The following is a 24,231-nucleotide window of genomic DNA, read 5'->3' as shown; positions in this document are numbered from 1 at the left end:
CCTCCCGAGCGGGAAGCGCGCCGGCCCGGAGGACGCCAGGGTGGGAGCCGGAAAGAGGAGGGATTTCCTTGTCCGGAAAGCAGTTCTCGCGGCTCGCCTTCGCCGCCGGGCTCGCGCTGGCCGCCGTCACGGCGACCGCCGCACCCGCCGTCGCGGCGCCCACGCGGCTCACCTTGCCCGCGCTCACCGGGCCGTACCAGGTCGGCACCACGGCCGTGCACCTCGTCGACGCCTCGCGCGCGGACCCGTGGGTGCCGGCACAACGCCGTGAGCTGATGGTCACCGTCGACTACCCGGTGCGGCAGGCCGGGTCCGCGCCCCGGGCGCAGTGGCTCCCACCCGGCGTCGCTTCGGCGTTCGCGGCGCAGGCCGAGTCGCCGGACTTCCTCGGCCTGCCACCGGGTTCGGTCGACTGGACGGCGACGCGCCGCCAGGCCCGCACCGGCGTCCCGGCGGACCCGGCGCTCGGGAAGCGGCCGGTCGTGCTGTTCTCCCACGGCTTCGGCGGCGCGCGGGAGGTGGACTCCGTGCTGGTCGACGACCTCGCGAGCCGCGGGTACGTCGTCGTCTCGCTGTCGCACACCCACGAGGCGGCCGCGGTCGAGTTCCCCGGCGGGCGTGTCGAGCCGTCGATGGAAACCGCCGAGACCGTGGCGGGCAAGAAGAAGGCCCTCGACGCCCGCGTCGCCGACACCCGCTTCGTGCTCGACACGCTCGGCCGCGGGCTGCGGGCCGACGCCGACGGGAAGCCGCTCCCCCGCGGGCTCGGCGCGACGCTCGACCTCGGCCGGGTCGGCATGGCCGGGCACTCCTACGGCGGGTTCACCGCGGGTGAGGCCATGGCCGGCGACCGCCGGATCGACGCGGGGGTCAACCTCGACGGCGCGATGGCCTGGGGCTTCGGGCCGCCGTCACCGGACCCGTACCTGCCCGGCAAGGTGACCGAGGGGCTCGACCGGCCGTTCCTGCTGTTCGGCGCGGCCACGCACAACCACGCGGGCGGCACCGACCGGTCGTGGACGGACTTCTGGGCCGCGCAGCGCGGCTGGAAGCGGGACATCACGCTGACCCGCGGTGCGCACCTGGCGCTGACGGACCTGCAGGCCGTCGTCCCGCAGCTGGCCGGGCTCGTCACCCCCGAGCGGGCCGCGGCGGTCATCGGGACCGCCGACCCGCGGCGGTCGCTGACCGCGCAACGCGACTACGTCGCCGCGTTCTTCGACCTGCACCTGCGGGGTGTCGACCGGCACCTGTTCGACGGGCCGTCACCGCGGTACCCGGAGATCACGTTCAGCTGAGCCGCGGGCGGGCGGTCACGGCGCCCTTCGCTAGATTGGGGCCGTGACCGAACCCCGCCGCCCGATCGTCGAAATGCCGCTGCGCGTGCGCTACCACGAGTGCGACGGCCAGGGCATCGTCTTCAACGCGCACTACATGGCCTATGTGGACATGTGCGCCTTCGAGGCGGAGAAGGCGCTGTTCGGCTCGCACGCCGAGTTCCTCGCGCACGGCACCGACGTCGTGGTCGCGGAGGCGAACCTGAAGTACCGCGCGCCCGCCCGCTACGACGAGGAACTGGTCGTCTCCCAGCACCTGAACCACCTCGGCACCACGTCGATGATCTTCGACTTCGAGATCCGCCGCGCCGGGACGCTCGTGCTGGCGGCCAACATCCGGTACGTGTTCATCGACCCGGCCACCCTGCGCCCCGCCGCGCCCCCGGACGCCGTCCGCAAGGTCTACGCGGCCCTGCTGCCCGAAGGCTGAGCCGGTGTTCCGCATTCTCTTCCACCACCCCGAAATCCCGCCCAACACGGGCAACGCGATCCGCCTCGCGGCCAACACCGGCTGCGAGCTGCACCTCGTCGAGCCGCTCGGCTTCACCCTGGAGGACAAGCAGCTGCGCCGCGCCGGCCTCGACTACCACGACCTGGCGCGGGTGCAGGTCCACGCCTCGCTGGCCGCGGCCTGGGAGGTGTTGCTGCCGGCGAAGGTCTACGCGTTCAGCGCATCGGCGACCCGCCTGTACACCGACGTCGCGTACTCGCCCGGCGATGTGCTGCTGTTCGGCCCGGAATCGGTCGGCCTGCCGCCGGAGGTCCAGCACGCGCCGGAGGTCACCGACCAGGTCCGGCTGCCGATGCTGCCGACCAGCCGGTCGCTGAACCTGGCCAACACCGCCGCGATCACGGTCTACGAGGCCTGGCGCCAGAACGGGTTCGCCGGAACGTGAGTGAGCTGCGGGTGGCCACGCCCGGCGACGTCGCAGCCGTCTGCGAGTTCGGCGAGGCGCACATCCGGCCGCACTACGCGCCGCTGATCGGCGCCGCCGCCGCGGACGAGCAGGTCCGCAGGTGGTGGAGCGAGACGGCGATCGACGCCGCCGTGACCGGCGGCCTGGTGGTTGTCGCCGAGGCCGGCGGAGGCCTCGCCGGCGTCGGGCAGCGCGGCCGCCGAGGCGGTGATCACGTGGTCTACAAGCTCTACGTCCACCCCCGCCAACGCGGCCACGGACTGGGTCCGCGGCTGCTCGGCGCCCTCGTCGGACAGCTGCCCGACAACGCCGATCGGTTGTGCATCGAGCACTTCGCCGCCAACGAGCGCGCGGGTGCGTTCTACGAGCGTGAAGGCTTCACCGTGGACAGGGTCGAGGCGAGCCCGACCGGCGACCCCGCGCTCGGGATCGTGTGGCGTTCCCGCCGGCTGACGCCACGCTCCGGGGCGCGTGATCGTCTCCGGTAGGTTCGCCGGATGCGACAGCAGTTCCTGGGGGCGCTCATCGGCGCCGCGTTCGGCACCGTGTTCGTCCTGGTCAACTCCGGTGACCCGGTCCCGGCGGCGCTCGGCTGGGTGCTGCGCGCCCTCGCCGTGGTGGCGCTGGCGGCGGTGGTGGTCCTCGGTGTGCGTGCGGGCGGCCGCCCGACCCTCGACGACCGGCCGGTCTTCGGCCCGAGCTACCGCGTGATCGTCATCGGCGAGGTTGTCCTGCTGATCGCCGGGTTCTTCGTGCTGAGCCTGCTCGAGGCGCCGGTCCAGGCGAACGTCGCGTGGATCGCCACGGTGGTCGGGATCCACTTCGTGGCGCTGGCTTCGGCGTGGAAGACGCGGTCGATCCTGGTGGTCGGCGCGCTCCTGACCGTGCTCGGCCTCGTCGGCCTGGTCCTGCTCGGCACCGCGGCGCTGCCGTGGGTCCCGTTCGTGAGCGGCGTGCTCTCCGGGGTCACCCTGCTCGGCGGCAGCCTGTACGGCGTCCGCCGAGCACGGTGATCACGGAAGTCTCTGCCCGAAGAACAGGCTGGCCGCGGCCCCCATCATCAGGATCAGCGTCCCGACGACCACCCACGGTTTGCTCGCGTCGGCGTCCTTGATCTCGTAGCCGATCTGCTCACCGAGGTCGCCGTAGACCTTCTTCAGCTCTTCGGCGCTGGCCGCCTTGTAGAAGTCGCCGCCGGACAGTCTCGCGATCTCGCGCAGGGACTCGTCGTCCACGCTGACCGGCTGGGCCTTGCCGTCGATGTCGACCGAGCCGTGCGTGGTGCCGAACGAGATCGACGAAATCGGCACGCCGGCCTGCTTCGCCGCCTGCGCCGCCGTGTACCCGCCGCGCGCGGCGTACAGGTCCTCCGGCACGGTCTGCTTGCCGTCGGACATCAGCACGATCCGCGCCGGCGGCGGCCCGTCGGCCCCGCCCACGACGCTGGAGAAGCTCTCCACCGACTGCAACGCCGCGAAGATGCCCTCCCCGGTCGCCGTCGACTGGGCCAGCTTGAGGTTCTCGATCGCCTTGATCACGCCGTTGCGGTCGGTGGTCGGGTTGACCAGCACGGTCGCCGTGCCCGCGAACGAGATCAGGCCCAGGTTGATCCCGGGGGTCATGTTCTGCGCGAACTGCGTCGCCGCGTCCTGCGCCGCCTTCAGCCGCGTCGGCGCGACGTCGGTGGCCTCCATCGACAGCGACACGTCGATCACCAGCATCACGGTCGCCCGGTTGCGCGGCACCTTCTGCTCGGCGGTCGGCCCGGCCAGCGCCACGGTGAGGATCAGCAGCGACAGCACGATCAGCACCGCCGGCAGGTGCCGCACCCAGCCCTGGCTCTTCGGCGCGACCTTCTCCAGCAGGGCCAGGTTCGCGAACCGCATGGTCCGCTTCCGGCGCGCCCGCTGGGCCAGGACGTACCCGATCGCGACCGCGGCGACGGCGATCAGCAGCAGGAACCACCAGGGCGCGGTGAAGCCCGTCAAACTCACGCGACACCCCCGGACCAGCGTCGCTTGCGGGCCACGACGAACCGCACCATGTCGGCGATCCAGTCGGCGTCGGTGCGCAGCGTCAGGTGCGCCGCACCCGCGCGCCGCAGGCCGGCCGCCACCGTCTGCCGGTGGGCGTGGGCCGCGGCCCCGAACTCCTTGCGCAGCAAGGCCGAAGCGTGCACTTCGCGCTGTTTCCCTGTCTCCGGGTCGGCCAGCACGACGGTGCCCACCTCGGGCAGGTCGACGTCGCGCGGGTCGAGGACTTCGATCGCGATCAGTTCGTGGCGCCCGCCGAGCGCCCGCAGCGGCCGCTCCCAGGTGGTCTCCCCCAGGAAGTCGGAGATCACCACGGCCAGCCCCCGGCGGCGCGGCGGCCGGCGCAGCGCCTCCAGCGCCTCGGCGAAGTCACCCCGGGTGCCCTCGGGGGCGCGGGGTGACGTGGCGATCTTCCGCACCAGCCCGCGGGCGTGCGCCAGGCCGCCCCGGGCGGGGACGCGGGTGGTCTCGGCGCCGTTGGACAGCAGGGCGCCGATCCGGTTGCCGCCGCCCCCGGTCAGGTGCGCGACCGCCGCGACCGCGCAGACCACCAGGTCACGCTTCTCGCACAGCGCCGTGCCGAAGTCGAGGCTGGCCGAGAGGTCGGCGACGACCCAGGTCTCCAGCTCGCGGTCGGCCACCGTCTCGCGGATGTGCGGGGTCGTGGTGCGCGCGGTGACCGCCCAGTCCATCCGGCGCACGTCGTCGCCGGGCTGGTACGGCCGCGCCTCGCCGGGCTCGGACCCCGGCCCCGGCACCAGGCCGAGGTGGTTGCCCTGCAGCAGCCCGTCGAGCCGGCGGCGGACGTCGAGCTCCAGCGTGCGGAGCCCGGCCTCCATCCGGTCGCCGCGCAGGACCGGCGGCGCCCACGAAGGGCGCTCGCCCTTCTCGTTCTTCGCCATCGCCGGGTTACCTGACCGGCGCGCCCGCCGGGACCGGGCCGCCCTGGCCGGTCCCGCCCTGCGGCCGGGCCGAGACCTGCGGCAACGGCACGGTCTGCAGCACGCGCGTGATGATGTGGTCGATGGGCACACCGTCGGCCAGCGCGTCGTAGGACAGCACGAGGCGGTGGCGCAGCACGTCCGGCACGACGTCGACGACGTCCTGCGGCAGCACGTAGTCGCGGCCGCGGACCAGGGCCAGCGCCCGTGCGGCGGCGATGATGCCGAGGCTCGCACGCGGCGACGCGCCGTAGGACACCCAGCCGGCGACGTCGGCGAGGCCGTGCTCGTTCGGCGTCCGGGTGGTCAGCACCAGCCGGACCACGTAGTCGACCAGGGCGTGGTGCACGAAGACCTGCGCCGCGACACCCTGGAGCCGGACCAGCTCGCCCGGGCTGAGCACCTCGTGCGGGGTGGGCGGCGTGACCCCCATCCGGTAGATGATCTCGCGCTCCTCCTCGGCGGTGGGGTACTCGACGAGGATCTTGAACAGGAAGCGGTCACGCTGCGCTTCCGGCAGCGGGTACACCCCCTCGTTCTCGATCGGGTTCTGGGTGGCCAGCACGAGGAACGGGTCGGGCATCGGGAACGTCTGCCCGCCGATCGACACGTGCCGCTCGGCCATCACCTCGAGCATCGCCGACTGCACCTTCGCGGGCGCGCGGTTGATCTCGTCGGCGAGCACGAAGTTCGCCACGACCGGGCCGAGCTCGACGTCGAAGCGCTCGGCGCCCTGGCGGTAGATCCGGGTGCCGAGGATGTCCGCGGGCACCAGGTCGGGGGTGAACTGGACGCGGGAGAACGACCCGCCGACGACCCTCGCGAACGTCTCGACGGCGAGGGTCTTCGCCACACCGGGCACGCCTTCGAGCAGCAGGTGGCCCTTGGCCAGCAGGCCGACCAGCATCCGCTCGACCAGGCGGTCCTGGCCGACGATGATCCGCTTGACCTCGAACACGGTCCGCTCCAGCAACTGGGCGTCCCGGGCCGGTGTCGCGGCCTGCTGGCCGTTCCCGCCCTCGGCGTAGCCGGGCTCGGTCACTCTGCCTCCTCCAAATCCGTGCGCCGCCCCCGCGACGGTGATCACGCGGTGCGACCGTACTGCGTCCCCCGGTCGTTCGTCCGTCCGGCACGCGGACGGGCGCGAGGCCCGTGAGAGTAGCCAACACCGACCCCGGTGTGACATCTGTGAAGCAGGCGCTCAGCGGTGGCGCTCGAGGTCCTCGGGGGTGTCGATGTCGTCCGCTTCGCCCCGCTCCGCCGGCACCTCGGTGACGGCCAGGCCACCCAGCACCCGGCGCAGCGCGGCGTTCTCCAGCTGCTCCGGCAGCGCGGCCTTCAGCGCGGCGACCCGCCACGCGCCGAGCAGCCACTGGCGGGCGCCCGACGCGTCGACCAGGACAGCTCCCTCACCGTCGCCGATCGCCGCCACCAGCCTGTCCACTGTGGACCGGCGGACGCCCGGGAGGTCGGCGGCCAGCACCGCGACCGCCTCGACGTCTTCGGGGACAAAACCGAGCCCGGCGGCCAGCGCGGCCACCGGGCCGGTGCCGGGCACCGGTTCCCGGGTCCACACCACGTCGAAGCCGGGGCGCCGCGGGCCGACCGCGATGACGCGCTCGGCGCCGGAGAGGGCGTGGATCGCACGGGCCAGCAAGGGTTTCCCGCCCACCGACAGCGCCGGCTTGTCCACACCGGACAGCCGGCGGGCCGAGCCGCCGGCCACCACGATCCCCGCGTAGCGCATCCGAGGAACCCTAGCGGCCCAGCACGAGGTAGGTGAAGCCCAGCACGCCCCGGTAGTCGCGGACGTACTGGCCCAGCCGCCCGTCGAGCCAGTCCCGCACCTCGGCGGCCCGTGGGTCCGCCGGGTGCGCCGCCACCCACTCCTGCCAGCCGGCGCGCGACGTCGACTCGAAGTCGTCCCATTCCAGCTGGTCGGCGGTGCTGAAGTGGAGCACCCGCCAGCCGGCGGCGCGGGCGACGTCCAGCAGGTCCGGCAGGGTCAGCGTGTCCGGGCCGAAGATCTCCTCGGCCGCGGCGTTCGGCGGCGCGGCCCAGAAGCCGTCGCCGTAGAGCAGCCGGCCGGACGGCACCACCCGGGTGAGACCTTCGAGCGCGGCCTCGGTCGAGCCGAAGATGTGGGCCGCGCCGATGCAGAAGGCCCGCTCGGCGGGAACGGCCCAGGTCGCGGCGTCCGACTCGGCGAAGTCGACCGCCACGCCGCGCTCCCGGGCCGCCGCCCGCCCGCGATCGAGGCCGGTCAGGTCGGTGTCGACGCCGGTCGCGCGCAGGCCCGGCGTCCGGGCGAGGGCGCGCAGCAGCAGCTCACCCCAGCCGCAGCCGAGGTCGACGAGGTGCTGGCCGGCTTCGAGGGCCATCCGGTCGAGCAGCAGCTCGGCGTGCGCCTCGGACAGGGGCGTGTTCCAGCGCATCCGCGTGCGCCGCAGCGCGTTCAGTTCGTCGTCCACCGGGCGATCTTGGAGCCCGGACGGCGCTGTCGTCGAACGGATTTCGGGCATACTCGGCGCGTGACCTACACCGTCGAACCGCGCGTCGACGCCTACATCGACGCCTTGCCCGAGTGGCAGCAGGCGATCTGCCGGGAGGTCCGCGAGCTCGTCCACGCGGCGGACCCCGAGGTGGTCGAGACGATCAAGCGCACCCGTCAGCCGTACTTCGTGCTCGAAGGCAACATCTGCGCCCTGCTGGCGGCGAAGGACCACGTCAACGTCTTCGTCTACGACGGCGGCATCGTCCCGGACCCCGAAGGCATCATCACCGCCGGCCACGGCAACAAGACCGCGCGCACCGTCGCCTTCCGCCAGGGCGAGCCGATCAACAAACCCGCGCTCCTGGCGATGTTCCGGCAGATCATCACGAACAACCGCGCGGGCGGCTGGCGGAAGCTCAAGGCCGGGCGCGGCTAGCCGATCAACCGGGTCGCGTACGGCATGATCCCGCCGTAGCGCACCGGCGCGATCCGGACGCGCAGCCCGGACTGCGGCGCCTCGACCATCTGGCCGCCGCCGAGGTACAGGGCGACGTGGTGGATACCACCGCTGCCGCCCCAGAACAGCATGTCGCCGCGGCGCATCTGGGACAGCGGGACCCGGCGGCCCGCCGTGTACTGGTAGCCGCTGTAGTGCGGCAGGCCCCTGACCCCGGCGAAGGCGTAGATCATCAGGCCCGAGCAGTCGAAGCCGATCTTGTTGTAGTCGCCGTAGCGGTCGGCGACGCCGCCGTCGCGGATGCCGCGGGTCGGGCCGCTCGCGTTGCCGCCGCCCCAGGCGTACGGCATGCCGAGCTTCGACAGCGCCCGGGCGATCACGGCTTCGATGCCCCGGCCGGCCGGGGCCGAGGGGGCGGGTCCCGCGGCCGGGCGGCCGCCGCCACCGGAGGAGCCGAGCGCGGCCTGCCGGGCGCGTTCGTCGTCTTCCCGCTGCTTCTGGGCGAGCCAGTCCTGGTAGCGCTGGCGCTGCCCCTGCAGGCCGTTGACCTTCGACTGCGCGGCGTAGAGCTGCTGCTCGACGTCGGACTTGTTCTTCTGGAGCACCGTGTTCTGCGAAGCCTGGTTGTCCTGCGCCCGGACGGCGGCCGTCTGCGCGGCGTCGGCGCCGTCCTTGGCCTGGCGCGCGGCGTCCTGCTTCTGCTGGGCGATCTCGGCCGCCTTGCGCGCGGCGGAGTCCTTGTTCGACTTCTCGGTCTGCGCCTGCTGGAGCCGGTCGAGGGCGTTGAGCCGGTCACCGCCGACGGCGTCGAGCAGCTGCGCGCGGGCGAGCATGTCCTTGGGGCTGTCGGCGCTCAGGTACGCCGAGAGCGAGCCGACCGTGCTGCCCTGCTGGAAGCTCGCGGCGGCGAACGTCCGGAGGTCCGCGCGGGCCTTCTCGATCGCGCCGGCCGCGGCGTCCGCCTCGGTCCGGGCGGCCTTGGCGTCGTTCTCCGCCTGCGTCGCCGCGTCCTGCGCGGACTGCAGGTCGACCAGGGCCTTGTTGGCCTCTTCCTGCTTGAGCTCGACGTCGTCCTGCAGCTGCGACAGCCTCTGCTCGGCCTGGGCCAGCTGGTTGGTCAGCTTGCCGACCTCGCCGGCCTTGGCGTTCGCCTGGGCCTTGCTGTTGTTCAGGTCCGAGTCACTCGGGTTGGGCGGCGGCGGGGGCGCCGCGAGGCCCGTGCCCCCGGCGCCGAACAAGATCACCAGGACCAGGGTGCTCACGGTCAGTCCACGGCGCCCGCCCGGCACACACCAGCCCTTGCGCCGTTCCGGCACGACCGCCACCTCCGCTCACCTGCGCACATCGCGCGTCACTGCAGTCCCACCACTATCACAAGCCTCAACGGAAACTTACACACCGTAGGCACCAATTCCCCTTATTGAGGGACCCCCGCCGCGGATGGCGCAGCCCACACCGCGTGTCGTCTTGAACCCCAAACAGGACACGCGTACTGTTTGAGGCACCGCGAGGTGTGCCATCCCGAATCCGGTCCTACGGTGGGGGTGCGCAAGACTCGCGTCCGCCTCGTGCGGACTGCACGACACCCGAACTGACCGCACTGACCCGGGACTCGACCGCCGCACCGGCGCGGAAGTCCATGCCACTGGAGTTAGACGTGACCGCACCTGCCAGCAAGGACAGCTTCGGCGCCAAAGACACGCTGAAGGTCGGGGACGCCTCGTACGAGGTGTTCCGCCTGAACAAGGTCGAGGGCGCCGAGCGCCTGCCCTACAGCCTGAAGATCCTGCTCGAGAACCTGCTGCGCACCGAGGACGGCGCGAACATCACCGCCGACCACATCCGCTCGCTGAGCTCGTGGGACCCGAAGGCCGACCCGTCCATCGAGATCCAGTTCACGCCCGCCCGCGTGATCATGCAGGACTTCACCGGCGTCCCGTGCGTCGTCGACCTCGCCACCATGCGCGAAGCGGTCACCGATCTCGGCGGCGACCCGGACAAGGTGAACCCGCTCGCGCCCGCCGAGCTGGTCATCGACCACTCCGTCATCATCGACGTCTTCGGCCGCGCCGACGCCTTCGAGCGCAACGTCGAGATCGAGTACGAGCGCAACCGCGAGCGCTACCAGTTCCTGCGCTGGGGCCAGGGCGCCTTCGACGAGTTCAAGGTCGTCCCGCCGGGCACCGGCATCGTGCACCAGGTCAACATCGAGCACCTCGCCCGCACGGTCATGTCCCGCGGCGGCCAGGCCTACCCCGACTCCTGCGTCGGCACCGACTCGCACACCACCATGGTCAACGGCCTGGGCGTGCTGGGCTGGGGCGTCGGCGGCATCGAGGCCGAGGCGGCCATGCTGGGCCAGCCGGTGTCGATGCTCATCCCGCGCGTCGTCGGCTTCAAGCTGACCGGCGAGATCCCGGCCGGCGTCACCGCCACCGACGTCGTGCTCACCATCACCGAGATGCTGCGCCGCCACGGCGTGGTCGGCAAGTTCGTCGAGTTCTACGGCGAGAGCGTCGCCGCGGTGCCGCTGGCCAACCGCGCCACCATCGGCAACATGAGCCCGGAGTTCGGCTCCACCGCGGCGATCTTCCCGATCGACGAGGAGACCGTCCGCTACCTCAAGCTGACCGGCCGCTCGGCCGAGCAGGTCGCGCTGGTCGAGGCCTACGCCAAGGAGCAGGGCCTCTGGCACGACCCGTCGCACGAGGCGACCTACTCGGAGTACCTCGAGCTGGACCTCTCGACGGTCGTCCCGTCGATCGCCGGCCCGAAGCGCCCGCAGGACCGCATCGAGCTGACCGAAGCGAAGTCGTCGTTCCGCAAGTCGATCCACGACTACGTGGACGGCGAGGACGGCACGCCGCACACCAAGATGGACGAGGCTTCGGAGGAGTCCTTCCCGGCCAGCGACTCGCCGTCGCTGTCGTTCGCCGAGGACGACGCCCCGCCGGTCACCTCCTCGGCCGCCAACGGCGCGTCGGGCCGCCCGAGCAAGCCGGTCAAGGTCTCGACTTCGGACCGCGGCGAGTTCGTGCTCGACCACGGCGCCGTGGTGATCGCCTCGATCACCTCCTGCACCAACACCTCGAACCCGTCGGTCATGCTCGGCGCCGCGCTGCTCGCGCGCAACGCCGTGGACAAGGGCCTCGCGGTCAAGCCGTGGGTCAAGACGTCGATGGCGCCGGGCTCGCAGGTCGTCACCGACTACTACACCAAGGCCAACCTGTGGCCGTACCTGGAGAAGCTGGGTTACCACCTGGTCGGTTACGGCTGCACCACCTGCATCGGCAACTCGGGCCCACTGTCGGACGAGATCTCCGCGGCGATCCAGGAGAACGACCTCACCGCGGTCTCGGTGCTCTCGGGCAACCGGAACTTCGAAGGCCGGATCAACCCCGACGTGAAGATGAACTACCTCGCGTCGCCGCCGCTGGTCATCGCCTACGCGCTGGCCGGCACGATGGACTTCGACTTCGCGAACCAGCCGCTCGGCCAGGACTCCGACGGCACCGACGTCTTCCTCAAGGACATCTGGCCGACGGCCAAGGAGATCCAGGAGACCATCGACTACGCGATCACGCAGGAGATGTTCACCAAGGACTACGCCGATGTCTTCGACGGTGGCGAGCGCTGGAAGGCGCTGCCCACCCCCGAAGGCAAGACCTTCGAGTGGGACGCCGAGTCCACCTACGTCCGGAAGCCCCCGTACTTCGAGGGCATGACGCCGGAGCCGGCCGCGGTCACCGACATCACCGGCGCGCGCGTGCTGGCGAAGCTGGGCGACTCGGTCACCACCGACCACATCTCCCCCGCCGGCGCGATCAAGCCGGGCACCCCGGCCGCGCAGTACCTCACCGAGCACGGCGTGGAGAAGAAGGACTTCAACTCCTACGGCTCGCGGCGCGGCAACCACGAGGTGATGATCCGCGGCACCTTCGCGAACATCCGGCTGCGCAACCAGCTGCTGGACGACGTGCAGGGCGGCTACACCCGCGACTTCACCCAGGACGACGCCCCGCAGGCGTTCATCTACGACGCGGCGCAGAACTACGCGGCGGCCGGCACCCCGCTGGTCGTGCTGGGCGGCAAGGAGTACGGCTCCGGTTCGTCGCGCGACTGGGCGGCCAAGGGCACTTCGCTGCTGGGCGTGCGCGCGGTGATCACCGAGTCGTTCGAACGCATCCACCGGTCGAACCTGATCGGCATGGGCGTCATCCCCCTGCAGTTCCCGCAGGGCGAGTCGGCGGCGTCGCTGAAGCTGGACGGCACCGAGACGTTCGACATCTCGGGCATCACCAAGCTGAACGACGGCGAGACCCCGCGCACCGTGCACGTCACGGCCACCAAGGCGGACGGCTCGAAGGTGGAGTTCGAGGCGGACGTCCGCATCGACACCCCGGGTGAGGCGGACTACTACCGCAACGGCGGCATCCTGCAGTACGTGCTGCGGAAGATGACGCAGGCGTAAGGGTTTCCGAGGTCCGTGAAGGCCTTCTTACCGGCTCTTGGCGTCGGTAAGAAGGCCTTCACGGCTTTTCAGGCGGGTACGGCTTCCCAGCGGACGCTGGACACCGCGGGCTCCAGCGACAGCCGTGACACCGCCGACTCCATCTGCGCGTCGTCGCGGCTGTCGGCGGCCAGCTCGGCGCGGACCTCGACGGTGCGGTCCGCTGGCCGGTCGGTGCTCAGCACCGACAGCAGCCGGAAGTCCGTGCGTGCCAACGCTTGCACGAGCAGCGCCCGCACGTGCGCCTCGGCGTCGTCCCGGGTCACCGCCTGGAATTCGTAGCGGGCCGGGGTTTCGTCACCCGAATCCGGCCGGCGGTCGACGACGCGGCCGAGCGGGCGCAGCAGCACGTTCACCCCGACGACAACCGCGGTCCCGGCGAGCGCCACGGTGTACAGCCCGGCCCCGGCCAGTGAACCCACCGCCGCCGAGCACCACAACGTCGCCGCCGTGTTGAGGCCGCGGACGTTGAGGCCGTCGCGCAGGATGACCCCGGCGCCGAGGAACCCGATGCCCGAGACGATCTGCGCGGCCACCCGTGTCGGGTCGGCGTCCGCACTGCTCGCGAGGCCGCCGAAACCGTGGGCGGACAGCAGGACGAACAGGGTCGCGCCGACCGCGACGAGGGCGTTGGTGCGCAGCCCGGCCATCCGGGCGCGGAACTGGCGCTCGAACCCGATGACGGCGCCCAGGCCGACCCCGGCGCCGACCCGCAGCAGCATTTCGAAGATGGTCATGTCCGACTCTTTTCCGGCGTGCGCGCACTGCCGGACAGGAGGAGACCGGACGAAGTCAGCCCAGCCGGAAGCCTCCGGTGAGCGCACGCCCGGTCGTCCGCCGACTGTCCGCTGGCATGTGCCGCTCACCTCGCTTCCGGTGCTCGTGGTTGATCAACCGCACCACTGTAGCCGAGGCACGCGGGCCCGGGCTGTGATGATCACTACGCCCAGTGCCGGCGCAGGTGCGGCACGAGGTCTTCGGGCCGCTCGTCGGGGAAGAACAGCTTCGCGCCCGGCACTTCGACGATCTCGGTGACCCCTGGGACAGCGTCCCGGAAGCGGTACGCCCACTCGATGCCGAAGTTCGGGTCGCCGGTGCCCCACACGAGCAGCGTCGGCACCCGGAACTCCTTCAGCAGCGGCTCGATCGTGTCGAGCTCCTCACCACGGACCGAAGTCAGCAGGCGCTCGAACTGCCGGGCCGCCTCGAGGGTGCCGAAGACCGGGCGGACGAAGGCGTCCAGGACTTCGTCCGGTACCCGGCCAGGGTGCTCGTAGCCGCCGCCGAGCAACCCGGTCCGCGCCCGCTGGGGGTCGGCGGCGAGCCGGACGGACAGCGGCGCGAGCTGCCCGCTTTCGGCCAGCTCGACCACCGGCCGGAACGCCTCGGGCGGCAGGTTCCCCTGGGTGTCGCAGTTGGTCAGGGTCAGTGTGCGGAGCCGGTCCGCGTGGTGCACGGCGAAGACCTGCGCAACCGCGCCGCCGGTGTCATTGGCGACCAGGTCGAGTTCGCCGAGTTCCAGCGACTCGCAGAAGTCTTCGAGCAGCCGGGCCAGCCCGTTCAGGCTGAGGTCCTGTTCGGGTGACACCGGTGAAGCGCCGTGCCCCGGCAGGTCGGGCGCGACGCACCGGCGCTCCCCCGCCAGTTCGGTCATCACCTTGCGCCACAACAGGTTGCCGGTGCCGGCGCCGTGCACGAAGAGCACGACCGGCCCCTCGCCGACGTCGGTGTAACTCACGTCGCCGGACGCCGTCGACACGCGGCCGCGCTGGTCCTCCCAGGTTTGCAGATCCATCGGTACAGTCCCTCCAGAAGTAAACCGACTGACGGTCTAGTATGAACAGACCGTCAGTCGGTTTGTCAACGACGGAGGCGGCTCACCCGCATGAACAAGAAGATCGACCGCGGTCAGGCGACCCGCGAGCACCTCGTCGCGGTCGCCACGCGCCTGTTCACCGAGCACGGTTACGACGGCACCTCGATCGAGGCCGTCCTGCGGGCCGCCGAAGTGAGCCGGGGCGCGCTCTACCACCACTTCCCCGGCAAGGACGCGCTGTTCGCCGCGGTGCTCGACACCGTCTACGACCGCGTCGAAGCGGAGGGGGCGCGGGCCGTCGAGGGCATGACGGACCCGGCGGAGGCGTTGCGCACCGCCTGCCTGACCTGGATCCGGAGCGCGGCGGACCCCGTGGTGCGGCAGGTGATGCTCATCGACGCGCCCGCCGTGCTCGGCTGGCAGCGCTGGCGCGAAGGCGACGAAGCCCGCACGCTCGGCAAGCTCAAGGTCGCCCTGCGGCTCGCGGCCGCCGAAGGCCGGATCGCGCCGGTGCGTGTCGACTACTTCGCGCACGTGCTGCTCGCCGGGCTGAACGAGATCGCGATGCTCGTCGCCCGCGCGGACGACCGCACGAGCGCCGCTGCCGAGGCCGAAGCGGCCGCCGCGGACCTGCTCGACCGGCTGCTGCGGCAGAACTGAAACGGGCCGGGCGCCGCCTCTCGGCGGCACCCGGCCCGCGTGGTCCGGTGGCTCAGCCCTGCGCGGGCGCGGCCGCCGTCTCGAACGGCTGGACGTTCGGCTGGAACACCTGGCCGTTGGCCGGGACCTTCAGGTCGGTCAGGTAGTCCGCCACGGCCTTGTCGACGCCGAGGGCGTCACCGAGGATGCAGTGGCCGAACGCGTCGACCGACAGCAGCCGGCTGTTGCCCAGCTGGGCCGCCATCCGCTGGGCGAACTTGTACTGCGTCGCCGGGTCGTAGTAGTTGCCGACCACGACGACCGGGACGTCGGTCTTCGCCTGCCACGGACCGCGGTAGACGTCCGGCTTCTTCGCCGGCCACACCGGGCAGCCCGCCGTGTCGGCGAAGGCCTGGTAGCGGCCGAAGGTGCGCGACTCGCGCTCCCACTTGGCAGCGATGTCCGGCACCTGCTCCTGCGAGATCTTGAACGGCTTGTCCGAGCAGTTGACGGCGAAGTACGAGTCGTCGCTGGTGTAGGGGCTGTCCGGGGTCTGGTCGGCCAGGCCCTGCTGGCCGGCGGTGAGCGCCTTCAGCCCACGGGCCTGCAGCGTCTGCGCCTGCGCGCCGGCCGGGTGGATCGCGGTGTAGAGCGCCTGCAGGTCCTCGGCCAGGGCGGGGAACCTCGACGGCGAGTACAGGATGCTCGAGACCGCGCCGGTGAACGTGCTGATGTCCAGCGGCTCGCTGCCCGGGAGGGTGATCGGCTGCTTGCGCAGGTACTCGCGCAGCTCGTCGAACTTGGCCCGCGGCGAGCCGTCGCTGAACGCGCACTTCGGGCCGACCTGGTCGCACCGCTTCAGGAAGCCGTCGAGCGCGATCTCGAAGCCCTGCGCGCGCTGCCGGTCGTACTCGACGCCGTCGCTCGTGCGCAGCTTCGGGTCGACGTTGCCGTCGATGACGATCGCCCGGGACTGCTTCGGGAACATCGAGGTGTAGGTCGAGCCGATCAGCGTCCCGTACGAGAAGCCGACATAGGTCAGCTTCCGGTCGCCGACCGCCGCGCGCAGCGTGTCGAGGTCACGCACGACGTCCTTGGTGGACATGTGGTTGAGCAGCGAGCCGGCGTTGTTCTTGCAGAACTGGCCGTAGTCGCGGTAACTGGCGAGGGTGGCGGAGATCTGGGGGCGGCTCAGCGGCACCGCGACCTGGGCGCCGAAGACCTCCTCCGCGTCCTCCTGGGTGGTGAAGCAGCGCAGCGGGTTGCTGTCCCCGACCCCGCGCGGGTCGAAGCCGATCAGGTCGAAGCGGTCGAGCACCGGCGGCTGGAAGATGAAGGGGCCGCTGATCGGCATCTGCAGCCCCGAGCCGCCGGGGCCTCCGGGGTTGAGGAACAGCGAGCCGACGCGGGCGGCGGGCGTGCGGGCGGCGCGCTTGAGCAGGGCGATGTCGATGGTGCCCAGCGACGAGTTGTCGTGGTCGATCGGCACACGGTAGCGCGCGCAGCTGTAGAGCTTCACCTCGTCCGCGGGTACCCCGGCGAGGGTCGCGGGCGGGCAGGCGCCCCAGCTCACCGGGGCGGTCGCGCCGACCACGGCCGGCTTGACGGCGGCGTCGGTCGCGGCGGCGGCGCCGGTGGCCCCGGCCACGCCGAACCCGGCCATGAGCGCCCCCACCAGCGCTAACGAGCGCACCCGGCCGTTTGTGGATCTCCGCACGACGTCTCCCTCCCTAGGTCACGCACTCGCCGCGCGTTCAGCACGTCACGGCGCGTTACCCGGGTGAGACTGGCACAAACCGGTGAAAGCCGTCACCGTCCGAAAGGATGGTGGAAACCTATCGAGTGATGCGGTTCAGTACGAAAACGGGCAGCGGCCGGCCGGCCTCCCGCTGCTCCATCGCATAGCCCGGCCAGAACGCGAGCAGCTCGCGCCACATCGCGTCGTACTCCTCGCCGGTCAGCTCGCGGGCGACGACTTCGACCGGCCGCCCGGCCAGCGCGACCTCGGCCTTCGGGTTCGTCCGCAGGTTGAGCGTCCACGCCGGGTTGTGCGGGCGCCCCCAGTTGGACCCGGTCAGCACGAAGTCGTCGCCGTGCGGGTAGTAGAGCAGGTTGGTGCTGCGGGGCAGCCCGCTCTTGCGGCCGGTCGTCGTGAGCCGGAGGGACGGCAGCCCGGCGAGCGCCACGAGGCTCACCCGGCCGCCGAACACCCGGTGCAGTTTCTTGTCCGCCCACACGACGAAGCGCGCCGTGCGCATCAGCCACGGCTTCGTGCCGACGGCCCGGGCCAGTGCCCGGAGAGGATTAGCCACGCACAGATCTTGCCAGGCTCACCCCGAACCGCTGCTGGGAGTCGGTCCACCAGTTTTCCAGGGCGAACCCGGCCGCGGCCAGCTCGGCTTCGACCCCGCCCGGGCGGAACTTGGCCGAGATCTCCGTCCGGATGTGCTCACCCGTGGCGAACCGCACCGTCAGGTCCGCGCCCGGGATCTCGACAGTCAGCTCGTGGCGGGCCCGCAGGCGCATCTCGATCCACTCGTTCTCCGCGTCCCAGTGGGAGACGTGCTCGAACTCGTCGAGGTCGAAGTTCGCGCCGAGCCGGGTGTTGAGCACCCGCAGCACGTTCTTGTCGAACTCCGCGGTGACCCCGGCGGCGTCGTCGTAGGCGCGTTCGAGGATGGCCGGGTCCTTGACCAGGTCGGTGCCGAGCAGCAGCCACTCCCCCTCGTCGAGCACCTCGCGCACCGACCGCAGGAACACCGTGCGGTCGGCAGGCAGGAAGTTGCCGATCGTGCCGCCGAGGAAGGCCACCACCCGCGGCCGGCCGCCGGGGAGCAGGCCGAGGTGCTGGGTGAAGTCGCCGACGACCCCGCGGACGGTCAGCCCCGGGTAGTCCTTCGAGATCGCCTCGGCGGCCTCGGCGAGCGCGGACTCGGACACGTCGAGCGGGACGAACGCCTCCAGCGTCCCGTGCCCGGTGAGCGCGTCGAGCAGCAGCCGGGTCTTCTCGCTCGACCCCGAACCGAGCTCGACGAGCGTGTGCGCGCCGGTCAGCTCCGCGACGTCCCCGGCGTGCGCGGCCAGCACCTCACGCTCGCTGCGGGTCGGGTAGTACTCCGGCAGCTGGGTGATCTTCTCGAACAGCTCGCTGCCGTCGGCGTCGTAGAACCACTTGGGCGGCAGCCACTTCTGCCCGGCGGTGAGCCCGGCGACGACGTCCGCGCGCAGTTCCGCGGTGACGGTGTCGCCGGAGCGGTGGTGGTCGAGATCGAGTTCGGTCATCGGGGCAGGCCTTCCAGGGTCAGGGGAAGCAGTTCGACGGGCCGGCCGCGCCGGACGCGCACGGCGTGGTGGTCGGGAACGGGTTTCCAGCGGGGATCGCCGTCGCAGGGTTCGGACGCCAGCAGCACACCCGTGGGTGTCTCCAGCACCGACAGCGCGTGCGTCCAGGTCGTGCCGATCAGCGTTTCGCCGTCGGTGAGCAGGAAGTTGAGCCGGGAGCCGGGGGCGGCCGCCTCGACGGCGGTGGTCAGCCCGGTCACCGCCGTCAGCGGGTCTTCCCCGGCCGCGAGCCGGGCCCGCAGCAGGACCCAGAGCACAACCGAGTCCGTCGGCGCCTCCAGGGTCAGCAGCTCGGTGACCGGCAGGGTCTTGGCCAGTTCGGCCAGCGAGTCCGGGAAGCCGCGGACGACGCCGTTGTGGCTGAACAGCCACCGGCCCGTGGTGAACGGCGCCGCGGCCGCCTCGGTCACCGGCAGGCCGGTGGTGCCGTTGCGGGCCGCGGCGACGAACGCGTGCGCGCTGAGCGCCGCGGCCAGCGGCGGCAGCGCCTCGTCCGTCCACAGGGGTGTCGAGCGCCGGTGCCGCAGGGGCACCGCGCCCGGGTCGAGGTACCAGCCCAGCCCGAAGCCGTCGGCGTTCACCGTGCCGCCGCCCCGCATGTCCGCCGGAGCGTAGGACTGCACCAGCAGCGAATGGGGCGCGCGAAAAACCGCCTCGGCGGGGGAAACGGGCTCGCCGAGGTAGGCGATGTGCCTGCACATGGCGCCTAGCCCACCTCGCTCCGGGCCGCGTCACGTGCCGTGCGGAACCCGGCGAAGATCTGCCGCCGGATCGGGTAGTCCCAGTTGCGGAACGTGCCCCGGATCGCCGCCGAGTCGGTGCCGAACGAGCCACCGCGCAGCACCTTGTGCTCGGTCCCGAAGAACACCTCCGAGTACTCCCGGTACGGGAACGCGGCGAAGCCCGGGTAACCGTGGAAGTCGGTGCTCGTCCACTCCCAGACGTCACCGATCAGCTGGTGCACCCCGGTCGGCGACACACCGGCCGGGTACGCGCCGGCCGGGGCCGGGCGCAGGTGCCGCTGGCCCAGGTTGGCGTGCTCGGCGCCGGGCTCCTCGTCACCCCAGGGGAACCGCCGCGAGCGGCCGGTCGCCGGGTCGAACCGCGCCGCCTTCTCCCACTCCGCTTCGGTCGGCAGCCGCCGCCCGGCCCAGGCCGCGTAGGCCTCGGCCTCGTAGAAGGAGACGTGCACGACCGGCTCGTCCGCGGGAATCCGCTCGTACACCCCGAACCGGGTGCGCCACCAGCCGTCCTGCTCCCGCTTCCAGAACCGCGGCGCGGTGATGCCGTGCTCGGTGCGGTACGCCCAGCCGGCCGGGCTCCACCACTGCTCGTCGCGGTACCCGCCGCTGTCCAGGAACCGGGCGTAGGCGCCGCTCGTCACCGGGACGGTGTCCATCCAGAACGCGTCCACGAAGGTCTCGTGCGCCGGGCGCTCGTTGTCCAGCGCCCACGGCTCGGCCGAGGTGCCCATGGTGAACGCGCCGGCCGGCACCAGGACCTCCGCCGGCAGCGTGCCGGAACGCGCGGACGGCGGCTCCGGCGCGTGCAGCACCGGGTCGCCCTGGCGCAGCTGGTGGGTGGCCAGCATGGTCTCGTCGTGCTGCTGCTCGTGCTGGGTGATCATGCCGAACGCGAACGCCTGCTCGGTCAGCCGGCTGCCCTGCAGCGGCACCCGCTCCAGGACGTCGAACGCCTTCTCACGGACCTGCCGGACGTACGCGCGCGCCTCGGCCGGGCCGAGCAGCGGCAGCTCCGGCCGGTCGGAGCGGGCGTGCTGGAACGCGTCGTAGATGTCGTCGATGTCCGGCCGCACCGGCTCCCGGCCGCCGACGTCGCGGACCAGCCACAGCTCCTCCTGGACACCGATGTGCGCCAGGTCCCAGACCAGCGGCGACATCAGTTTCGAATGCTGGCGGACCAGGTCCTCGTCGTCCACCGCGTCGGTCAGCGCAACGCTGCGGGCCCGGGCCCGGGTCAGTGCTTCGGCGGCCCGGGCGCGCAGGTCCTGCGCGCTCAGGCGGGAAAGTGCGTCGGCTGTGCCTGCTTCGGTACTCATGCTTCGCTCCTCGATCGGTACGCGCGCCCCTGCACGCTCTCGCTGATCTCGGTGATCGACTGCTCCGCCAGCCCGGTCGAGGCCAGTTCGGCGCAGCCGAGGTCCGCCAGCGCGGCCGCGACGGCCGCCAGTTCCCGGTCGGCGAGGCCGGCCCGCGCCGCCGTGGTCCACCGGCCCGCCACCGCGGCGCACAGGTCGAGCACCTTGTCCACAGTGGACGGACGGGCGAGCAGCGCGGCGACCAGGGCGACCGGCGGCAGCCACGCGCCCGGCGGCTGGGCGTCGAGGTACCGGATCTCCAGGTACCCCTGCGGCCGGACCGGGGTGAACATCGTCGACAGGTGGTAGTCGAGATCCTCCGACGTCGGCCTCGGCAGCAGGGCGCCCGCTCCCCTGCCGTCGATCCAGTCGGCGAACGTCAGCCCCTCCGGCGCGTCCCACGGCCGGTCACCGCGGGGCAGCACCATCAACGGTGTGTCCATCATGCGTGCGGCCCACTCCGCCGCCGGATCGTCCATGACGCGCGCCGTGCGCGTGCGGACCGCCTCGGTGTTGTGCACCGCGAGCCAGCGGGCGGAGGCGAACCCCGTGTCGCGCCCGGCGTGGACGCGGGAGTTGGCGAAGAGGGCGAGCAGTGGCGGCCCCATCGCGTGGGCGGCCGCCCAGCGGAACGCGTGCTGGTCGGCCTCCCCCGCGTCCACGCACACCTGCAGGCCCGCGGTGCTGCACATCATGGTGAGGCCGCCCGGCCCGATCGGCGCGAACCGGCGTTCCATCGCCGCGTAACGCGGCGTGCGCAGGATCCGGCGCGGCGCGCGGTGCGCGTCGATGCCGGTTTCACCGAGTTCGAGCCCGTGGCGGGCGAGGAGTTCACCCAGGTGGCGGAGATCGGCCGAGACGGCTGCGTCGAGTTCACGCACCGTGGCCTGGGGAAGGGCGGAGATTTCGACCTGGCAACCGGGTTCGAGGCTCACCGGGTTGCCGGCCGGGAGGGGCTTGGCGGGGCTGTCGGGGCGGAGCGTCCGCGGGGTGTGCGGGCCCAGCGCCGTGGCCAGGAGGTCGGGATCGAGGGGTCTTGCCGGGTCGTCGGCGTGGTGCACGGTGAACTCCAGCTCCACGCCGGTCAGGCGAGGTGGGCCGTGCTTGAAGCACACCGATGCCACGTACGCCTCCCCGGCCGCGCGGTCCGCCAGGACCCGCGCGGTGCGGTTCGACGCACTACCCGACTTCTCGGGGAATTCGTGCACCGTAGACGCTTCTGTCATGTCCGTCCTTGTTCCGGGTGATGGAACTTCTTGACTTCGGACGCTACACGCGGGGTACGACAAAATCAGGGCACATCCTGCCCAGCAAGACGCGATCACCACTCCGTAAGAAGTCCCGGATCAGGGCAAAGCGGACTCGGTGCCCAGGCCCAGCTCGGCCGCCGAGGCCCGCACGGCCTCGATCACCAGGTGCAACGCCGGCCGCCGGAACGCGGTGCGCCGGTAAGCGATAGAAACCGTTCGGAGCAGTGGCGTGGTGAGCGTGACGACGTCGATCCCGGGTGGCCGCAGCAGCCGCAGGCCCAGGTCCGAGACGAGGGTGACGCCGAGGCCGGCCCCCACCATCGCCATCGCCGTCGACTGCTCCTCGACCTCGTGGTTGATCTTCGGGGCGAAGCCGTGGCGCTGGCAGGCCGTCCGCATCGCCCGGCCGAAGTGCGACTTCGGGCTGGCCAGGATCCACGGGTGCTCGGCGAGGTCGTCCAGCGACGCCGACCCCGACGGCACCGCGCCCCGCGGGACCGCCGCGTGCAGCCGTTCGACCGCCACGACCGCGCGTTCCAGCCCGGCGTCCCAGGCCGTCGGCGCGTCGGAGTAGTCGATGACGAAGGAGAGGTCGAGGGTGCCGTCGCGGACCGCGTCGGCGGTGTCTTCGGGGGCCAGCTCGCGGGTGCGCACCTCGATGCCGGGGTGCTCGCCGGCGAGCGCGGTCAGCGCCGTCGGGAGCAGCCCGGAGGCCACCGACGCCCACACCCCGGCCGTCAACCGGACCGTGCGGGCCTCCTGCGCCTCCTCGAGGGCGAGGGTCGCGCGCTCCACCGAGCTCAGGATCTCCTCGGCGTGCTCGGTCAGCAGGGTGCCGAGCTCGGTCAGCTGGACGCGCCGGCCCAGCCGTTCGAACAGCTTGGCCCCCACGTCCCGTTCCAGCTGCGCGAGCTGCTGCGATACCGCCGAAGCGGTGTAGTGCAGCGCCGCGGCCGCCGCCGTCACGGTGCCCCGGCGGTGCAGCTCGCGAAGCATCCGCAAGCGGTGCAACGAAAGCTCCATGCACCAAACCTAAACGACATCGTGCAGCAGCGTTAAATGGACGCGGGGGCCACCGGGGGCGCACGCTCGTGGAAGGCGGTCACGAGGCCGCCCCGGAACTCCACTGGAGGTGGGTGGCCCTGATGACCCCGCGCAACGCCGAGCCGCTGATGCGGCTCACGTGGACCGACCCCGTCACCGGCGCGAACGGCTACCTGGTGGTGCACAGCCTGGTCTCCGGCGTCGCGACCGGCGGCACCCGGATGCGGGCGGGCTGCACGATGACCGAGGTCGAGGACCTCGCCCGGGGGATGGCCAACAAGACCGCGACCTTCAACCTGCCGGTCGGCGGGGCCAAGGGCGGCATCGACTTCGACCCGAAGGACCCGCGCGCCTTCGACGTCCTCAAGCGCTTCTGCTCGTTCCTGCGCCCGTGGCTGGACGCGCACTGGGTGACCGCCGAGGACCTCGGCGTGCCCCAGCACCTGATCGACGAGGTGTTTGCCGAGCTCGGCCTCGAGCAGTCGTACCACGCGGCGATCCGCCGTTCGGCCGATCCGGCACGCACCCTGCGGCGGGTCCAGGCGGGACTCAACGCCCCGGTGCCCGGCGGGCTGCTGCTCGGCGACGTCGTCGGCGGTTACGGCGTGGCGCAGGCGTGCCTCGGCGTCGCGGCGGCGTGGGACTGGGCCGTGCCCGAGACGACGGTCGCGATCCAGGGCATCGGCACGATGGGCGGCGGCGCGGCCTGGTACCTGCACGAAGCCGGGGTGAAGGTCGTGGCGGTCGCCGACGCGGTGGGCACGCTGTACGCGCCGGAGGGCCTCGACGTCCCGGCGCTGCTGGAGCTGCGCGACCGCTTCGGCGAGGTCGACCGCTCCCGGCTGCCGGCCGGGGTCCGGGTGCTGCCGCGCGAGACGATCGTCGGCATCGACGCCGACATCTTCGTGCCCGCCGCGATCTCCTACGCGCTGCGGCCGGACAACGAGAACCTGGTCAAGGCCAAGGTCGTCGTCGAAGCGGCCAACGCGGCGACAACGCCGGAGGCGGAAGCGGCGCTCTCGGCGCGGGGCGTCGCGGTGGTGCCGGACTTCGTCGCCAACGCCGGCGCGGCCGCCTGGGCGTGGTGGCTGCTGCTGGGCGAGGTCGGCGCCGACCCGGCCGACTCGTTCCTGCGGCTGCGCACCGAGATGCAGGCCAAGGTGGCGCTCCTGCTGACCGGCTGGACCATGGACCGGCTGCCGCTGCGCGTCACCGGCCTGCGGCTGGCCGAGACCAACCGCGTCGAGCGCGCCGAAGCGGCGCTCACGCCGGAGGGTGAGCCGCAGCTGCTCATCCCGTGACCCGGAGAAGCATCGTCGTACGGCAGCGGTGCGATGAACGACTCTTTCACCT

24 protein-coding genes are annotated in these 24,231 nt (G+C 72.1%); 9 read left to right on the top strand and 15 right to left on the bottom strand.

What is annotated here, in order from left to right:
• Positions 1–68: 68 nt before the first annotated feature.
• Genes ACIA5G_RS47300 through ACIA5G_RS47280 form a run of 5 tightly spaced genes read left to right on the top strand, consistent with a single transcriptional unit; the run spans position 69 to position 3,267 of the window.
• Positions 69–1,298, top strand: a complete 1,230-nt coding sequence (locus ACIA5G_RS47300) for an alpha/beta hydrolase family protein (RefSeq protein ID WP_395935936.1) — start codon at positions 69–71, stop codon at positions 1,296–1,298.
• Between the two features lie 43 nt (positions 1,299–1,341).
• Positions 1,342–1,767, top strand: a complete 426-nt coding sequence (locus tag ACIA5G_RS47295) for an acyl-CoA thioesterase (RefSeq protein ID WP_395935934.1) — start codon at positions 1,342–1,344, stop codon at positions 1,765–1,767.
• A 4-nt stretch (positions 1,768–1,771) separates the two neighbouring features.
• Positions 1,772–2,233 (top strand): tRNA (cytidine(34)-2'-O)-methyltransferase, encoded by a 462-nt coding sequence (locus ACIA5G_RS47290; RefSeq protein ID WP_395935932.1) that lies wholly within the window; start codon positions 1,772–1,774, stop codon positions 2,231–2,233.
• Positions 2,230–2,742, top strand: coding sequence for a GNAT family N-acetyltransferase (locus ACIA5G_RS47285; protein ID WP_395935930.1), 513 nt, complete (start codon positions 2,230–2,232; stop codon positions 2,740–2,742). The genes ACIA5G_RS47290 and ACIA5G_RS47285 overlap by 4 nt, the downstream gene beginning before the upstream one ends.
• A 9-nt stretch (positions 2,743–2,751) precedes the next feature.
• The gene (locus tag ACIA5G_RS47280; RefSeq protein WP_395935928.1) at positions 2,752–3,267 is read left to right on the top strand and encodes a hypothetical protein; all 516 of its coding nucleotides are present in this window, start codon (positions 2,752–2,754) and stop codon (positions 3,265–3,267) included.
• Here ACIA5G_RS47280 and ACIA5G_RS47275 read toward each other — a convergent pair whose 3' ends face one another.
• The 5 genes from ACIA5G_RS47275 to ACIA5G_RS47255 form a co-directional block, all read right to left on the bottom strand.
• Entirely contained in the window at positions 3,268–4,248 is a 981-nt protein-coding gene (locus tag ACIA5G_RS47275) for a VWA domain-containing protein (RefSeq protein ID WP_395935926.1), read from the bottom strand.
• The gene (locus ACIA5G_RS47270) at positions 4,245–5,189 is read right to left on the bottom strand and encodes a DUF58 domain-containing protein (RefSeq protein WP_395935924.1); all 945 of its coding nucleotides are present in this window, start codon (positions 5,187–5,189) and stop codon (positions 4,245–4,247) included. Before ACIA5G_RS47270 ends, ACIA5G_RS47275 begins: the two co-directional genes overlap by 4 nt.
• 7 nt (positions 5,190–5,196) lie before the next feature.
• On the bottom strand, positions 5,197–6,270 hold the full coding sequence (locus ACIA5G_RS47265; protein WP_395935922.1) for an AAA family ATPase: 1,074 nt from the start codon (positions 6,268–6,270) through the stop codon (positions 5,197–5,199).
• A 159-nt stretch (positions 6,271–6,429) separates the two neighbouring features.
• On the bottom strand, positions 6,430–6,975 hold the full coding sequence (locus ACIA5G_RS47260; RefSeq protein ID WP_395935920.1) for a molybdenum cofactor guanylyltransferase: 546 nt from the start codon (positions 6,973–6,975) through the stop codon (positions 6,430–6,432).
• Positions 6,976–6,985: 10 nt separating this feature from the next.
• Positions 6,986–7,699, bottom strand: a complete 714-nt coding sequence (locus ACIA5G_RS47255) for an SAM-dependent methyltransferase (RefSeq protein ID WP_395935918.1) — start codon at positions 7,697–7,699, stop codon at positions 6,986–6,988.
• A 60-nt stretch (positions 7,700–7,759) separates the two neighbouring features.
• Here ACIA5G_RS47255 and ACIA5G_RS47250 point away from each other — a divergent pair, with 60 nt between their 5' ends.
• The gene (locus ACIA5G_RS47250; protein WP_395935916.1) at positions 7,760–8,158 is read left to right on the top strand and encodes a DUF1801 domain-containing protein; all 399 of its coding nucleotides are present in this window, start codon (positions 7,760–7,762) and stop codon (positions 8,156–8,158) included.
• On the opposite strand, the gene ACIA5G_RS47245 is transcribed toward ACIA5G_RS47250, so the two are convergent.
• A complete protein-coding gene (locus ACIA5G_RS47245; protein WP_395935914.1) occupies positions 8,155–9,504 on the bottom strand; it encodes an NlpC/P60 family protein in 1,350 nt (449 codons plus the stop codon). The genes ACIA5G_RS47250 and ACIA5G_RS47245 overlap by 4 nt on opposite strands.
• Positions 9,505–9,836: 332 nt before the next feature.
• Here ACIA5G_RS47245 and ACIA5G_RS47240 point away from each other — a divergent pair, with 332 nt between their 5' ends.
• Entirely contained in the window at positions 9,837–12,650 is a 2,814-nt protein-coding gene (locus tag ACIA5G_RS47240; protein WP_395935912.1) for an aconitate hydratase, read from the top strand.
• Between the two features lie 68 nt (positions 12,651–12,718).
• Here the strand turns inward: ACIA5G_RS47240 and ACIA5G_RS47235 are convergent, their stop codons facing one another.
• The gene (locus tag ACIA5G_RS47235) at positions 12,719–13,426 is read right to left on the bottom strand and encodes an MgtC/SapB family protein (protein ID WP_395935910.1); all 708 of its coding nucleotides are present in this window, start codon (positions 13,424–13,426) and stop codon (positions 12,719–12,721) included.
• A 203-nt stretch (positions 13,427–13,629) separates the two neighbouring features.
• Positions 13,630–14,484, bottom strand: a complete 855-nt coding sequence (locus ACIA5G_RS47230) for an alpha/beta fold hydrolase (protein ID WP_395935908.1) — start codon at positions 14,482–14,484, stop codon at positions 13,630–13,632.
• A gap of 90 nt (positions 14,485–14,574) precedes the next feature.
• Here ACIA5G_RS47230 and ACIA5G_RS47225 point away from each other — a divergent pair, with 90 nt between their 5' ends.
• Positions 14,575–15,165 carry a TetR/AcrR family transcriptional regulator gene (locus ACIA5G_RS47225; protein ID WP_395935906.1) on the top strand — a complete coding sequence of 197 codons (591 nt, stop codon included), beginning with the start codon at positions 14,575–14,577 and terminating at the stop codon, positions 15,163–15,165.
• A gap of 52 nt (positions 15,166–15,217) precedes the next feature.
• Here ACIA5G_RS47225 and ACIA5G_RS47220 read toward each other — a convergent pair whose 3' ends face one another.
• The 7 genes from ACIA5G_RS47220 to ACIA5G_RS47190 all read right to left on the bottom strand — a co-directional run bounded on the left by ACIA5G_RS47220 (position 15,218) and on the right by ACIA5G_RS47190 (position 22,857).
• Positions 15,218–16,837, bottom strand: a complete 1,620-nt coding sequence (locus ACIA5G_RS47220; protein WP_395936157.1) for an alpha/beta hydrolase — start codon at positions 16,835–16,837, stop codon at positions 15,218–15,220.
• A gap of 142 nt (positions 16,838–16,979) precedes the next feature.
• A complete protein-coding gene (locus tag ACIA5G_RS47215) occupies positions 16,980–17,402 on the bottom strand; it encodes a nitroreductase family deazaflavin-dependent oxidoreductase (RefSeq protein ID WP_395936155.1) in 423 nt (140 codons plus the stop codon).
• A 46-nt stretch (positions 17,403–17,448) separates the two neighbouring features.
• The gene (gene egtD / locus ACIA5G_RS47210) at positions 17,449–18,426 is read right to left on the bottom strand and encodes an L-histidine N(alpha)-methyltransferase (RefSeq protein WP_395935904.1); all 978 of its coding nucleotides are present in this window, start codon (positions 18,424–18,426) and stop codon (positions 17,449–17,451) included.
• Positions 18,423–19,187 carry an ergothioneine biosynthesis protein EgtC gene (gene egtC, locus ACIA5G_RS47205; RefSeq protein WP_395935902.1) on the bottom strand — a complete coding sequence of 255 codons (765 nt, stop codon included), beginning with the start codon at positions 19,185–19,187 and terminating at the stop codon, positions 18,423–18,425. Before egtC ends, egtD begins: the two co-directional genes overlap by 4 nt.
• Positions 19,188–19,192: 5 nt before the next feature.
• Positions 19,193–20,545, bottom strand: coding sequence for an ergothioneine biosynthesis protein EgtB (gene egtB / locus ACIA5G_RS47200; protein WP_395935900.1), 1,353 nt, complete (start codon positions 20,543–20,545; stop codon positions 19,193–19,195).
• Positions 20,542–21,810, bottom strand: a complete 1,269-nt coding sequence (locus ACIA5G_RS47195) for a glutamate-cysteine ligase family protein (protein ID WP_395935898.1) — start codon at positions 21,808–21,810, stop codon at positions 20,542–20,544. The genes egtB and ACIA5G_RS47195 overlap by 4 nt, the downstream gene beginning before the upstream one ends.
• Before the next feature lie 120 nt (positions 21,811–21,930).
• Complete coding sequence (locus tag ACIA5G_RS47190) at positions 21,931–22,857, bottom strand: LysR substrate-binding domain-containing protein (protein ID WP_395935896.1); 927 nt, start codon at positions 22,855–22,857, stop codon at positions 21,931–21,933.
• Positions 22,858–22,979: 122 nt separating this feature from the next.
• Here ACIA5G_RS47190 and ACIA5G_RS47185 point away from each other — a divergent pair, with 122 nt between their 5' ends.
• A complete protein-coding gene (locus ACIA5G_RS47185; protein ID WP_395935894.1) occupies positions 22,980–24,179 on the top strand; it encodes a Glu/Leu/Phe/Val dehydrogenase dimerization domain-containing protein in 1,200 nt (399 codons plus the stop codon).
• Positions 24,180–24,231 lie beyond the last annotated feature (52 nt).

Origin of the sequence: Amycolatopsis sp. NPDC051758 (genome assembly GCF_044453095.1) — a bacterium.
Classification (GTDB): domain Bacteria; phylum Actinomycetota; class Actinomycetes; order Mycobacteriales; family Pseudonocardiaceae; genus Amycolatopsis.
Note: the sequence above shows the minus strand (reverse complement) of the source record. Positions and strands in the feature narration are given on the sequence as shown.